Source organism: Methylomonas lenta, assembly GCF_001644015.1.
Lineage (GTDB): Bacteria > Pseudomonadota > Gammaproteobacteria > Methylococcales > Methylomonadaceae > Methylomonas > Methylomonas lenta.
Window position 1 is genome coordinate 1 of record NZ_LUUI01000128.1, and the last position, 11,252, is coordinate 11,252.

Consider the following 11,252-nt stretch of genomic DNA (forward strand, 5'->3'; position numbering starts at 1 on the left):
TATCATAAGACACTGATTATTAAAGATATTTTAACTATCAGCCATGATTATAAGCGAAATTCAAAAGGCAATATTTTCATGTTCAGCCGCGTTGGTTCACTGGCCGCCAAGGTAACGGCAGACACTACGCTGTGATGGGCCTGTTATGGTAGCTATATAATCGATTTTTCAGATACGTTAATGATTTCACTGCACAAAATTAGTGCAAAAACCCCGCAGGCGAGGAGGAGTGATTTTCGGTCTTGGCTTTGTGGTTCTGCTGTACCTCGATCGAGCCTTAGCCAAACGTCTGCTACGATCCGGTAAACCGTGATGTTGCTTATTATCCGGTTCTAAAAATACTAGTGGGTACTACAACAATTACAACAACAATAATAAATACCCTTTGAAGCATTGAATTCTCTAGCGTTGATCGTGTTGTAGGTGACTTACAACACGTTACAACAGCTACAACAAACATCGCCAACTAGTCCAGCTTCAGTTAGGCGGTGGTATCGATCAAGCGGCCTATGCCAGCGGGTTTAATGTAACCGCGTCCTTTAAATGATCCGGTGCCAGGTGCGCGTAACGCATGGTCATGTTGATATCGGCATGACCGAGAATCTTTTGTAGTGAAATGATGTTGCCGCCGTGCATGACAAAATGGCTAGCAAACGAATGGCGCAATATGTGGGTCATCTGTCCGCGCGGCAAATTCAAATCGGTGCGCTTCACGGCCCGGCGGAATGAACCGATACAGTTATCGAACAATCGGTCCTCCGGATTCTTGTAATCCGCGAATATTTCCAGCGCCCGGTAAAAGGTCGGATCGAGCGGCACGGTTCGGGTTTTCTTCGACTTGGTGAATTCAAAGGTAATCCGGCCATTATGCAACTGCTTACGCTTCAATTTTTCTGCCTCACTCCAACGTGATCCGGTTCTTAAACAAATCTGCGTGACGTACCAGGTAGACAAATTCACACAATAGCTTGTGATCGACTGCAACAATTCATCGATCTGGGCCCGGCTTAAATAACTTAATTGCCGCTCCTGGATCTTCACAAAGTCCACTTCGCACACCGGCGAGTTGTAATTGATAACCTTCAGTTTTTTCAAACGATTGAATACCGCCGCTAAATAACCGTGCAAATTATTGAAGGTCTTGAATGTTATGGCATCCTCGCCTTGGGTCTTACGAAAGCGATACTGTACAAACTGCTCGGCTGTTAATTGGCTGGCCACTGGGTTTTTAAAATCGGTGGCCATTTGCAACAATGCCCGCCGGCGGCGCTCACCGTCCGCCAAGTTGATGCCGTGATACATAAACCAGGCTTCTATCAATTCCTTCAAAGATCGCTTATCCAGGTTCTGCTCGTATTGGATACGGTGCTCGGCCAAGTGTTCCCGCTCGAACAGCTCGGCATCTTCCTTGGTGGCAAAGCCGCCGCGTCGTGTGCGTGGCATGCCCTTTCGGTCTATCTGAACACGCCATTTTCCATCGCTTTCCGGTTTAACTGTCATGGCAATACCACTTCATTAAAAGTATTGTGATTTACCGGCCCGCCGTGAATTATGGTCGGGTATTTCATTCTTACAGCTCTCAGAAAAACTGTTCATCTGACTAATCAACTGATTAACTCCAGGATCGTTAAACGGTAATTTCATGGCCAATTGCTGCACTTCTTTTATCAATTGAGCCAACTCAATACCATTCTGACCATTTTGATTGTTGATTTTCATAAGCTGAAACCTGTTCTCCAAGCCAGCTAAAATCATTTGTACTTGCTCACACTTCATAGCGACAAACTCCAAAGTTAAATGTGGCAAGCCGAAACTATAAAGCCTTCGGCCTGCCAAGTTATTACCAAACCGCTTACGCAACCGCTTCCAATTGTTCAGCAACGCATTGTTTTGCGGCATTTAAATCAGGCAACTGATAACCTTCCGTTTTGGTCAAAATATTAAGCAACTCATTGAAAACCGATATGCTGGTTTCTCTGAAAAACAAGCTTTTGACATCCAGGGAATACCCCATAGACTTTTCATTCGACACAACCACGGCAGCAACCAACAGTTTGAAGTCGTCACCCAGCGAATCAGCAATACGGGCCGCCAACTGTGGCGCTAAATCCTTAGAAGACAGCTGAATCCTCCGCTCCTGCCAGCTGTTAATCAGCCTCAACTGACCATGAAACTCGTTTATAAACCTATCCAAAAACGCCACGGCTTCATTCAGTCCGGGCAATTCGGCCCGCATGGCTTCCAGCTCCTTACGGTGTGCAATGAACTCTAAGGCCGTCATGGTTGGCTGCTTAAGCCTTGATGCGCTAGCCGCGGCATGTTCTTCACGCTGCAATGTTCGGCTTAAGTTGTCGATTTTTTCGCTCAAAATAGCAATGTCATCCGCTATTGCTTGGCGTTCGGCCTGCTTGTCGATAATGGCCTGGCGTACGGTTTGCGCGTCCTGTTTCAGTTCTGTATAGGTCTTGTGTGATAAATTCATAATGTTATCTCCAGAAACCAGGACCGGCACTAAGACCGGCCCTGGCCAGTAGGGTTAAATAAGGTTGGGTGAGTCCAAAGTTTGCAAAGCTCTGTCCATCAGCTCAATTGATCGTCCCAGTGCCTCCGAGAATCCAGTCGGGTCTTGATTGACCGAGCTAAAAACACTCAAATCGCTGCGAGCCTCCTCGATATCGGTGCGAATTTTTTGGAGTTCATCAGTCGATAGTGACCCATTGAATTTAATCTTATCCATGGCGCCGCCGATCTTGCTAGCAGCGCTTTTTAATAATAAATTTTGGTGTGGCATTTCATTAATCCTTAGTTGTAGTTTGTAAAAGCTCCTCAAGCCCTAGCCAAACCTATATCTCCAAATTGCCGTTCATGGAATCGGGGATGCTTTGAGTGACCAAATCAATCGGTTTCGCGCCAAGGTGCAAACGCATTTCGTCATTTAAGCCCCAAATTAAAACGCCCTGCGACCGCAGCGAATCCCCGCCATTCTTGGCTTCATATCCAAGGGGGTCTGAGCTCTTAGAGTAATATCCCTCGAGATTCAACTCGTCCACAATCGATTCCAGGTTGTCTACGACAAACTGTCTAACTGTGTTAGTGATTTTTGGTCGTGGATAGACGATTAAATGTGCCGTCATGAAGGCAAGTCCAAAGCCCTGAACCCGTAACTGGGTAGCAGGTGAATTGACGGGTAATGTTGTTAAAGCCATGTTCGTTCTCCAAAATGATCATTAAGAAAAATCCGTTTAACGGCCGGCGCCGACTCCTCAAGCCCTACCTTTCAAACACTTGGCGCGGGTACGCCACCAAACAATTCGCCGTTGAGCTGCTGCGGGATAATCTCCCTAGCATCGATTTCAAAGCCAAAGTGCTCGACGCCGATTTTCATCGGCAAATCCCATAAAAATTCGTCTTTGCTGGTCCTGGCTGCCTGCTCGGCAATCAGACCATCCACAATCGCGGCTAAGTTTGCGGTTACAAACCGGCAAACCGCCCGAGTCATCCGCCGGCGTGGAAATACACGCAAACGGGCCTTATAAATATCGGCTTCCAAGCCTTGTCGGCGTAATTCCGCCAGTGCATTAATGTTGTTTGTCATTTTCAAATCTCAATTGGTTTTTGATAATGACCGCTTACAGTCGGTCGCCTGCTCCTCAAGCCCGGCCTTGCAACTGTGTTTAGCTATTCACCTCCACCATGAAAGCGGTTTCTCCTCAAAAAGCCGCCAAAATAAAAAAAACAAAAAAAAGTCGATTTTTGCCATACCAACTGTACCACTACGCCGCAAGCCACGAATTGCGAGGCTTACAGCTGGTGTAGTTGCTGGTATGGTTGCTATACCAACTACACCAGCTGTACCACTTTTAAGCGAATTATCGGCTTTTGGTTTAGTTGGTATAGATACGGTATAGTTAATTAAATATTTGCTGTACCACTTAAGATACTGAAATAGCGTTGTTTTTTGTTGGTGGTACAGTTGGTACAGCAAAAAACGGCATTTTGAAATTTTCATGACTCCAAGGCCTCTTCCGGTACATCCAGCATTTTGGCGAATTGCTGTACCAGTACCGCCTTGTCAGGTAATTCGTAAAACTTGCCATTTCCTCTAGCTGAACGACCATGTACCTCTATCCCCAATTTTGCCATGGTGCGGCCAGTAAGATTTGCCGCTGCGGCCTTGGTGACTTTCTCGTCTTCTTCCACGCTCCAGGCCATAAAGTCATCGATCAACTCGGTTGCATGAATACGCGCCCGACCGCCGAACGGTTCGTCTTGAGTAATCTGGTTGTAGAAAAACTGATTAACGCCTTTCAGATTACCCAGCTTCTCGGCGATTAAGGCAGCCGTTTGTGGGCAGGAATACGGATTAAAGTCGTCTATGTTGACGATTAGCAGGTAGTTAAGTAATTTTGCCGGTCCGTCGTTCTCTATCCAGGACCAAAGCCTTTTAAAATAAGCCGAGTCTTGGGCGTACCTGTCGGACGGCTCCAGCACCAAATAACGCCGCTCTCGTATGCCGGCATTCAACACTCTGGCGTGATTGCTGGCGAATATTAGCCGGCAATAGTTCGGCAATGGCTCGATCTCCAGGCCCTTTCGTTCCATGTTCACTGTGGTTTCAGACACAATGCCTTTCAGTCGGTCGGCCACGTGTTTATCGGTCAAATCCACTTCGTCGGCAAATATCAACAGTCGATTAGCCACCGTTCCATTAAACCGTCCGGCAATCGCATAAGCACCATTGGTCTTGTTGCCGTGGGCTCCCAATATTCTTAGCAACGGTTCGGCCATCGTACCCTTGCCGGTGCCTTCCACCGATTTCAACACGACGGCCACGCTGGGTTTGATGTCAGGCTTTTGGAATAGGTGCGCCATCCAGCCAATCAGGTAGTTAAAAGACGGCTCGTGTCCTGCGCACATAACGTGTTTTAAATGGTCAAGATAAGGCTTCACATCGCCGGCCATTGGCTCAACCTGTAAACCGCGAAAAAAGTTCAATGCGTCTGGCGGGCATTTTTGTGGATCTGGAAAAAACCCGGTGCCGCCCAGCTTGATGTTTTTGCCTGGCCACTCAAGAAAAGCTTGGCCCCGGTTTTTGCCGCTGATTTTTTTCTCATGAAGAAACTTTTTCTTAAACTCCGCCGGCGATTCAAAGGTAAATACTTGACCCTGCACCTGACAATAACGGCGACCGACAATCACATTCTTACCGCCCAGCATGGCATGGCAATACAGCTCGTTCATGTTGGCGAGTTCGCTCACATCGTCCGGTGTGATAGGAACACCGTCCGCCCAGTTTGCGACCGGGGTTTTATTCTGTTTGGCGGTAACTTGATGAATGCCTGCCGGCTTGGTTGCCGGCGTGGCTGTCGTCTTGGCTTGTGCCTGCGCCATATCACCGCGCGGATCTACCGAATCCCGCTCGATATCGATTACCGCCTTGCGTTTTGGCGGTATTTCGCCTTGCTCGGCTAAATTTTCGTAAAGCTCTGTTCTAAATTCTGTGGCGGAATCCATTAAGCGACTCCATCCATGGTCAGAACGTCGTTCCAGTCTTTACCGGTCTGCTGAGGAATCAACACCTTGCCGCATACAGACAGCGCTGCTTTACGTGCGGATGCTTGTCCGGTGCCGCTTTCGTCGTTATCACCGGCGATAATAATTTCAGCATCGGGAAACAATCGCCGCGCGGCTTGCGCTACCGGTTCCAGGTTGCCGGCATCCATGGCCACCATGACAAATACGCCCAGCTCTTCATGCAGACTTGCGCCAGTGGCCCAACCTTCGCAAATTAATAGGCGTTTGCAATCGGTGGAATTGCCGATCACGCTAAAGCAATGCTTCTTTTTTCCACCTGATAGAAACCGCTTGTCGCCGTTGGTGTCGATAAATTGCAGGTTCATCATTTTTCGATTCTCTGCATACAACGGCACGATCAATCGATTATTCCCGCTCATATGAATACCGAACGGCTTAACACCCTTGCGTTGTAAATAAGAATGTTCGTCGGCGCTAAAAACCGGCTTTGTGTCCTTCCAGATACGCGCGGCCCGTTCAGCCGTTTGCTTTTGTAGTGCGCGGCGTTCGTTTTGGCGGCGTTTTTGTTCTTCGGAAATTAGCCTTCTTTCACATAACGACAACGGCTTGCGTGTGCCCGAAAGCGTGCCGGTTTTTTTGATAGACAGTGGAAAATATTCGAACCACCAAGATCCATTGCCGTCTGGGTGGATTATGTAGCTTATGTTAAGACTGCTTGATCTGTCGTCTACATGCCTGGCCCGGTGCATCGCGCCATCGGCGATTAGTTTATCTGCTGGAACAACGCCATGCGCGGCCATATCGGCGCGTACGGCGTCTATTAATTCATTAAAATTCATTGCTTTAGCTCCTTGCGAACTGTGCAAAAAGCTTCTAAACTGTCATTGGTTTTTGAGCAGTAGAAGCTTTGATTAAAGAACCGGCGGCATCCTCCTCAAAATGCTTTAGCCGGTTTTTTTATGGGTTAAATTTTTGCTTGTCGATGAAAAGCACTCACTGTGGCTTTGATATCGGCAATCTCATCACCGACCGACCGCAGCGCATAAAACACCGCATCGTCGCTTGGCCTGGCCGTGCCCCCATCCTCGGCAAATGTATTGCCCAGCATTGTCAGCACCGCTTCCGCTTTTGATCCCATCATATTGACCGAATCGACCATGGCCAGCGTGTTATCGGTGTCGCCAATCGGTGAAAGCCGATGGCTAAAATCAGCCGTTGCATTCTCCATGGCGGTCGCCAGTGCCGTCCCAATCTCTACCGGCTCGGATTCCCCGGCCAGCCAATCAATAGCACCCACCAAGTTGGCCGACAGCCGCAGCAATCCGCCCAGCCAAGGCCGGGTGAAAAATGCTTCCGACGTACCCAGGTTTTCAAGGTGTCGCTGTAAGGCATCCATCCGTAGCGCGATTTCATCGAAAGTCGGTTGCTGAATTTTCGGGCAATAGTCATACACGCTTGGCGATAGATTGAACTTCTCTTCGTAGACTGCCGCGCCCGTGACATCAAACAGCTTGGCCATGGCCAGCAAGGTCAACAATTCGTTATCGGCCTCTGGTTTGCCTTGCGCCGCTTGCGTTGTGCAAAACTGCAGAACCACCTCGCTGAGCATGGCGTTTAACAAACGGCGGTGAGCTGCTGGGGTTTGGATTGACTTAGACATTGACTGACTCCGGTTTGGCTTTTTTATCGCTTTTGGCTTTAGTGGTAACTTCAGTGTGTTGTGTGTAGAAAAATTCCATCATCTCCTCTCTGATTTCATTCAGGCTTATGGCAATGGGTGAAATTAACCATGACAGCTCACGCAAGCTATCGTCGGTGCTGCTACTCAGTAAATAATCCAGCGCTTTCAGCTTGCTAACCTCGTCTTGAAAACGCTCGGCTCTATCCCGTAAATGCTTGAGTGTGTATTCTGAATTGTTGGCGTTAGCGCTCATTGGCCACCTCCCACAATCGAAACAATTGCCTGTTCAACGCGGTACAGTTCATCGTCGTCCCAGCCTGGCACGTGGCGTATGTGCAATATTTGATGGAACAATCGGAAACCTTCGGCATCCAGGTTTATCAGTTCAAATAGCGCATGTTTGAATGGGTGATTTTTACGGTAGGCACTTAGAAAAGCATCGGCCAGAAACTGGCCTGAATGACCACCGGCACGAATGCGCTGTATCAGCAAATCCGCTTCTAACGGTATCGGTTGCAAGCCCATTTCATCGGCCTGTCGTTTCATGTAGCCACCGAATGTCATGGTTTTTGGACGATTTTCGACACCGCCGGCACTGGGTACCAAATAAATAGTGGCCGGTTTGTTTTGAACAGGCTTTACGGCTTCGGCTTGCTCAAGCATGGTTTTGCAGACGTTGACCAATTGTTCGGCTTCGTGTTTCAGGCAAACGATTAGATCGAATTTTGCCGGAATGCCTTTGAATGAATTTTCGATCAACAGGTGGAAAATACTGTTGATTGAGGATATGGATTTGTTGAGCTGTACGGCAGCGCCGCCATAGGTTTTAATCCGGCGATTTTTACCGTTAAATTTGATTGTGGCAGCGTGATCTCCGGAAAGTTTATCTATCGCATTGCAGACGTTAATTAAATCTTCTGCATGGCTTTCAAGGCATACGAGTAAATTGTGATGCAGGCAATTATCTATAGCGGATTGCTCGATCAATCGATGGTAAATCCCACTGATTCCGGATATGGAAGCATTGAGTTTTACAGATTCATCGCTATAGCTAATGATTGGGCGGATTTCGTCTGTGGCTTGGGTGTTCATGCGGTAACTCCACTTCTTGAGTAGGTAAAACCGCCTGCAATGTTTTCGACGACACTGGAGACGGGCTTAAAAGGGGTCGAAAACTGCGAAGTGGATGCAGCCAGCGCCGAACGCTGCCCTGATAAGCCCGCCATTGAAAAAACACAACTTTTAATGCTGTGCTTGAATGACGCGCATAAAAAAACGCCTGTGTTCGGCGTCTTAACGCCACTTCTGACCAGGTTTCGACTCCCGGTTGCTGTTTTTTTGCCAGCGGTCGAAAGAATAGCGCTAAGGTTTTTGCATGTCAATAAAATCATGCTGCACACCCGTTTTTGAGCTTGGCCAGCATCTCCCGTATTTCGCCCACAGTCCATACGCGGCATCGTGGTGACAAAAGCCTACCTGGTGGATATATTTTTAGCTTTATGCCGTTGAGAAACGCGGTTCTCGACATGCCTGACACAGCCAAAACTGAAGGCAGCCGAACAACCGCATCCGGATCGTTAGGAAGTGGCTTTGGGACGTACGTGACCTTTTTTCGCTTTTTTGATATGGATTGTGTTTTTGCGGAAACCTGTTGCATTTGAATAACTCCTCATTAGTTGATTATGTTCAACTGCGTACGCCGTTATTCTCTGAGGTCTTATTCGATAAAAAAACTGGGTAACTTGGGTTATCTGGGTTACAACCCATATTCAAAAAACATGTAACACTATGAATTTATTTATTAATTTTTTGCATAATCTTTTCATAAAAATTAACATTTTTGGCTTCCTTACTCGGTGCGCCTTCCCCTCTCACGTTGCAAATATTTTCTTTTATATGCCTCCAAGTCTTTTTGCACGAATCAAGGTTTGCTAATTTTCGCCAGGTCCGATCGCAATAGTTATCTCGTTTCTTTTCCCAAGCACATAAAATTCCAAACAACTCTTTTTTTGTTAAATCCAAATTAAACGGATCAAGCTCTTCATTGTCTTTTTTAGCTTCTGCTATAAGCCATACAACTAATTTACTGATACTTTCAACTCTATTTTCATGAGTCGATGAATTTCTATTGCTATTTAGTTTTTTTGGTGTGGTCTTATCTATTTTATTTTCAACAGGTGAATCATGATAAGTGGTTGCGTGATGGCTCAGTTTATTATCCAAAACAGATTGGTCTGTTACTTTGATAAATTCCAAAGACCAGTCTAATTTTCCGATATCACGCCGTTCCGGACGGCGTTTTAAAGCTAATTCAGGGAATCGGTTTCTTTTGATTTCGAAATAGCAATTGCCAAATATTTCCGCTGGAAGCCGGCCTTTATCAACTAGCTTGTGAAATGCACTATCCGGGTGGCAGCATGGTGATAATCGGGTGATTTCCTCCTTATTGATGCTACCGACAGAACGGTACTTCGAATAATCCGAGTCGGTTAACTGAAATACTCCGTCAATAACATCGTTAGGCCAATAAAAAAAACTATGTTGCGTTCTTGGATGATCGGGATCGATCACTCTATGTTCGACCTTGGTTCGCGTGTATCCACTGCCTGAGCCATCATCATTTAGAAACCAATCACCATGTCCACGGAAATAAACCATTGGTTTATCTTGATCAATTCCGTCATTCTCACTAAATGAATCACTGGCTTCTGACTCGTTATACACAGTCAACATGTTGTTGATAACGTATGGAATATTTGAAATTTTCTTGTGCTCAAAACAACTCATATCAATTTCTTTTTGAATCAAAAAAAAACAATTGTCGAAATCATTCTTCGATAAGCTTAAATAATCGTTTTCCTCAAGACTGATATAGAAACCACTGTATTCATGGACACAAGGACGTAATTCTTCAACATGATCAAGATTGTTCGAACTCAAATAAATAGCTATGTCTTTCTTGCTTAATTTAAAAACACCAACAAACTCGTTGCATCGTTTTTGGTCAATGCCATCATAAAGCCGAAAAAATTCATTGGTTGATTCGGTTTCTCCGGTTTCAGTGTCTTTAAAAACGAAGTTATGTGCCAATAGTGGCCCAAATTTGTTGTTTGGATTGTCATTAAAGAACCAATCGCCACGCCCTTGAAAATAAACCAGCATTGATATTCACCCCGTCAAAGTGAAAGTCGTCAAGAAGGGTTAACCGGAAACGGGTTGACGAAACCCGCTTGTTGCCCGCTAAAGCTATCCGGTTAAAGGGATGATAATCAAATTTTCGCCAACAGCCAAGCTTTGCCGCTAGTAAGGCATAATAAGCGCTTTCGATCACTGACCAGGCCTCTCATGATTGTTCACTGCCCCAACTGCCAACAAAAAGCCATCATCACTTCCCGCAATAATATGAACGAGGAAAAAACCGTCGCTGATTTGTATTGCAGTTGCACCAATAAAGATTGCTTCGCTACGTTTGTCACCACGCTGGGATTCAAGCACTACCTTAACCCGCCGCGTCAAACGACCATGCAACTGGCGGTCAATTTATTAAGTAATCTCAGCAAAGACGAACGCCTGGAGCTGCTGAAGGGTGCGATTGATTGATCCGGTTAAAAACATCTTTTAGATGCTTTGCTCCTAATTTATGGCGGTGTATTATAGTTCGTCAAGGTTTAACTAAATACGATAAGCGGCGATAACGTCCGGCTAATACTGGAGCAAATTATATGGCAAGCAAGGTAAAGGACACGCCGGTACTTCATGGCAAAGATGCCCAACGTTTTAACCAGAAAATGCGTGAAGCCACTCAAAAAGCTATCTCGAAACAAGAATATGACCGCATGATGGCGGTTTTCAAAAGTGTTCGCATTGTCGAAAGCTAACATATGGATGGATTGGAGTTTGTCCGGCTCGGTATCATCGACAGCATGGTCGTAATGGGATCGCTTTCAAGCTGATTTTGACTAATTGTTGTAGTCTTGTTGTAACTGTTTACAACAACTAATGTGGCGTAAACCGTGACCTGTGGCTGTTTTGTTGT

General features: G+C 46.2%; 17 protein-coding genes. 3 read left to right on the forward strand and 14 right to left on the reverse strand.

Annotated features, from left to right (window positions below; all coding sequences use genetic code 11):
- Positions 1 to 507 precede the first annotated feature (507 nt).
- The 12 genes from A1359_RS15870 to A1359_RS15925 all read right to left on the reverse strand — a co-directional run bounded on the left by A1359_RS15870 (position 508) and on the right by A1359_RS15925 (position 8,308).
- A complete protein-coding gene (locus A1359_RS15870) occupies positions 508 to 1,500 on the reverse strand; it encodes a phage integrase (RefSeq protein ID WP_066985288.1) in 993 nt (330 codons plus the stop codon).
- Between the two features lie 15 nt (positions 1,501 to 1,515).
- Positions 1,516 to 1,899 (reverse strand): hypothetical protein, encoded by a 384-nt coding sequence (locus tag A1359_RS15875; RefSeq protein ID WP_157200577.1) that lies wholly within the window; start codon positions 1,897 to 1,899, stop codon positions 1,516 to 1,518.
- Positions 1,853 to 2,482, reverse strand: a complete 630-nt coding sequence (locus tag A1359_RS15880) for a hypothetical protein (protein ID WP_066985293.1) — start codon at positions 2,480 to 2,482, stop codon at positions 1,853 to 1,855. The genes A1359_RS15875 and A1359_RS15880 overlap by 47 nt, the downstream gene beginning before the upstream one ends.
- A gap of 54 nt (positions 2,483 to 2,536) precedes the next feature.
- Positions 2,537 to 2,791: a hypothetical protein gene (locus A1359_RS15885; RefSeq protein ID WP_066985296.1), complete on the reverse strand. Its 255-nt coding sequence runs from the start codon at positions 2,789 to 2,791 to the stop codon at positions 2,537 to 2,539.
- A 52-nt stretch (positions 2,792 to 2,843) separates the two neighbouring features.
- Positions 2,844 to 3,206 carry a hypothetical protein gene (locus A1359_RS15890; RefSeq protein WP_066985299.1) on the reverse strand — a complete coding sequence of 121 codons (363 nt, stop codon included), beginning with the start codon at positions 3,204 to 3,206 and terminating at the stop codon, positions 2,844 to 2,846.
- Between the two features lie 71 nt (positions 3,207 to 3,277).
- On the reverse strand, positions 3,278 to 3,595 hold the full coding sequence (locus A1359_RS15895; protein ID WP_066985301.1) for a hypothetical protein: 318 nt from the start codon (positions 3,593 to 3,595) through the stop codon (positions 3,278 to 3,280).
- 87 nt (positions 3,596 to 3,682) lie between these two features.
- Entirely contained in the window at positions 3,683 to 4,009 is a 327-nt protein-coding gene (locus A1359_RS22540; protein ID WP_157200578.1) for a hypothetical protein, read from the reverse strand.
- Positions 4,006 to 5,514 (reverse strand): primase-helicase family protein, encoded by a 1,509-nt coding sequence (locus A1359_RS15905; RefSeq protein WP_066985305.1) that lies wholly within the window; start codon positions 5,512 to 5,514, stop codon positions 4,006 to 4,008. The genes A1359_RS22540 and A1359_RS15905 overlap by 4 nt, the downstream gene beginning before the upstream one ends.
- On the reverse strand, positions 5,514 to 6,374 hold the full coding sequence (locus A1359_RS15910) for a toprim domain-containing protein (protein WP_083960683.1): 861 nt from the start codon (positions 6,372 to 6,374) through the stop codon (positions 5,514 to 5,516). Before A1359_RS15910 ends, A1359_RS15905 begins: the two co-directional genes overlap by 1 nt.
- Before the next feature lie 125 nt (positions 6,375 to 6,499).
- The gene (locus A1359_RS15915) at positions 6,500 to 7,195 is read right to left on the reverse strand and encodes a hypothetical protein (RefSeq protein WP_066985308.1); all 696 of its coding nucleotides are present in this window, start codon (positions 7,193 to 7,195) and stop codon (positions 6,500 to 6,502) included.
- The gene (locus tag A1359_RS15920) at positions 7,188 to 7,469 is read right to left on the reverse strand and encodes a hypothetical protein (RefSeq protein WP_066985311.1); all 282 of its coding nucleotides are present in this window, start codon (positions 7,467 to 7,469) and stop codon (positions 7,188 to 7,190) included. Before A1359_RS15920 ends, A1359_RS15915 begins: the two co-directional genes overlap by 8 nt.
- Complete coding sequence (locus A1359_RS15925; protein WP_066985313.1) at positions 7,466 to 8,308, reverse strand: hypothetical protein; 843 nt, start codon at positions 8,306 to 8,308, stop codon at positions 7,466 to 7,468. The genes A1359_RS15920 and A1359_RS15925 overlap by 4 nt, the downstream gene beginning before the upstream one ends.
- A gap of 39 nt (positions 8,309 to 8,347) precedes the next feature.
- Here A1359_RS15925 and A1359_RS22880 point away from each other — a divergent pair, with 39 nt between their 5' ends.
- Positions 8,348 to 8,626, forward strand: a complete 279-nt coding sequence (locus A1359_RS22880) for a hypothetical protein (RefSeq protein WP_066985316.1) — start codon at positions 8,348 to 8,350, stop codon at positions 8,624 to 8,626.
- On the opposite strand, the gene A1359_RS23695 is transcribed toward A1359_RS22880, so the two are convergent.
- The gene (locus A1359_RS23695) at positions 8,604 to 8,873 is read right to left on the reverse strand and encodes a helix-turn-helix transcriptional regulator (protein ID WP_083960684.1); all 270 of its coding nucleotides are present in this window, start codon (positions 8,871 to 8,873) and stop codon (positions 8,604 to 8,606) included. The two genes, A1359_RS22880 and A1359_RS23695, sit on opposite strands and share 23 nt — an antisense overlap.
- 137 nt (positions 8,874 to 9,010) lie before the next feature.
- Entirely contained in the window at positions 9,011 to 10,378 is a 1,368-nt protein-coding gene (locus A1359_RS15935) for a hypothetical protein (RefSeq protein ID WP_066985319.1), read from the reverse strand.
- Positions 10,379 to 10,561: 183 nt separating this feature from the next.
- On the opposite strand from A1359_RS15935, the gene A1359_RS15940 reads away from it, so the two are divergent.
- Together A1359_RS15940 and A1359_RS22885 are read left to right on the forward strand one after the other, a co-directional pair.
- Positions 10,562 to 10,816 carry an ogr/Delta-like zinc finger family protein gene (locus A1359_RS15940; RefSeq protein ID WP_066985322.1) on the forward strand — a complete coding sequence of 85 codons (255 nt, stop codon included), beginning with the start codon at positions 10,562 to 10,564 and terminating at the stop codon, positions 10,814 to 10,816.
- A 122-nt stretch (positions 10,817 to 10,938) separates the two neighbouring features.
- The gene (locus A1359_RS22885; RefSeq protein ID WP_196437606.1) at positions 10,939 to 11,094 is read left to right on the forward strand and encodes a hypothetical protein; all 156 of its coding nucleotides are present in this window, start codon (positions 10,939 to 10,941) and stop codon (positions 11,092 to 11,094) included.
- Positions 11,095 to 11,252: the final 158 nt, after the last annotated feature.

Excerpts from the sequence above, each read along its gene's own strand:
- A1359_RS15925 (WP_066985313.1), bottom strand. The coding sequence starts at position 8,308 with ATGAACACCCAAGCCACAGACGAAATCCGCCCAATCATTAGCTATAGC.
- A1359_RS23695 (WP_083960684.1), bottom strand. The coding sequence starts at position 8,873 with ATGCAACAGGTTTCCGCAAAAACACAATCCATATCAAAAAAGCGAAAA.
- A1359_RS22540 (WP_157200578.1), bottom strand. The coding sequence starts at position 4,009 with ATGAAAATTTCAAAATGCCGTTTTTTGCTGTACCAACTGTACCACCAA.
- A1359_RS15910 (WP_083960683.1), bottom strand. The coding sequence starts at position 6,374 with ATGAATTTTAATGAATTAATAGACGCCGTACGCGCCGATATGGCCGCG.
- A1359_RS15870 (WP_066985288.1), bottom strand. The coding sequence starts at position 1,500 with ATGACAGTTAAACCGGAAAGCGATGGAAAATGGCGTGTTCAGATAGAC.
- A1359_RS22880 (WP_066985316.1), top strand. The coding sequence starts at position 8,348 with ATGTTTTCGACGACACTGGAGACGGGCTTAAAAGGGGTCGAAAACTGC.
- A1359_RS15880 (WP_066985293.1), bottom strand. The coding sequence starts at position 2,482 with ATGAATTTATCACACAAGACCTATACAGAACTGAAACAGGACGCGCAA.
- A1359_RS15885 (WP_066985296.1), bottom strand. The coding sequence starts at position 2,791 with ATGCCACACCAAAATTTATTATTAAAAAGCGCTGCTAGCAAGATCGGC.
- A1359_RS15895 (WP_066985301.1), bottom strand. The coding sequence starts at position 3,595 with ATGACAAACAACATTAATGCACTGGCGGAATTACGCCGACAAGGCTTG.
- A1359_RS15915 (WP_066985308.1), bottom strand. The coding sequence starts at position 7,195 with ATGTCTAAGTCAATCCAAACCCCAGCAGCTCACCGCCGTTTGTTAAAC.
- A1359_RS15940 (WP_066985322.1), top strand. The coding sequence starts at position 10,562 with ATGATTGTTCACTGCCCCAACTGCCAACAAAAAGCCATCATCACTTCC.
- A1359_RS22885 (WP_196437606.1), top strand. The coding sequence starts at position 10,939 with ATGGCAAGCAAGGTAAAGGACACGCCGGTACTTCATGGCAAAGATGCC.
- A1359_RS15890 (WP_066985299.1), bottom strand. The coding sequence starts at position 3,206 with ATGGCTTTAACAACATTACCCGTCAATTCACCTGCTACCCAGTTACGG.
- A1359_RS15935 (WP_066985319.1), bottom strand. The coding sequence starts at position 10,378 with ATGCTGGTTTATTTTCAAGGGCGTGGCGATTGGTTCTTTAATGACAAT.
- A1359_RS15905 (WP_066985305.1), bottom strand. The coding sequence starts at position 5,514 with ATGGATTCCGCCACAGAATTTAGAACAGAGCTTTACGAAAATTTAGCC.
- A1359_RS15875 (WP_157200577.1), bottom strand. The coding sequence starts at position 1,899 with ATGCCGCAAAACAATGCGTTGCTGAACAATTGGAAGCGGTTGCGTAAG.
- A1359_RS15920 (WP_066985311.1), bottom strand. The coding sequence starts at position 7,469 with ATGAGCGCTAACGCCAACAATTCAGAATACACACTCAAGCATTTACGG.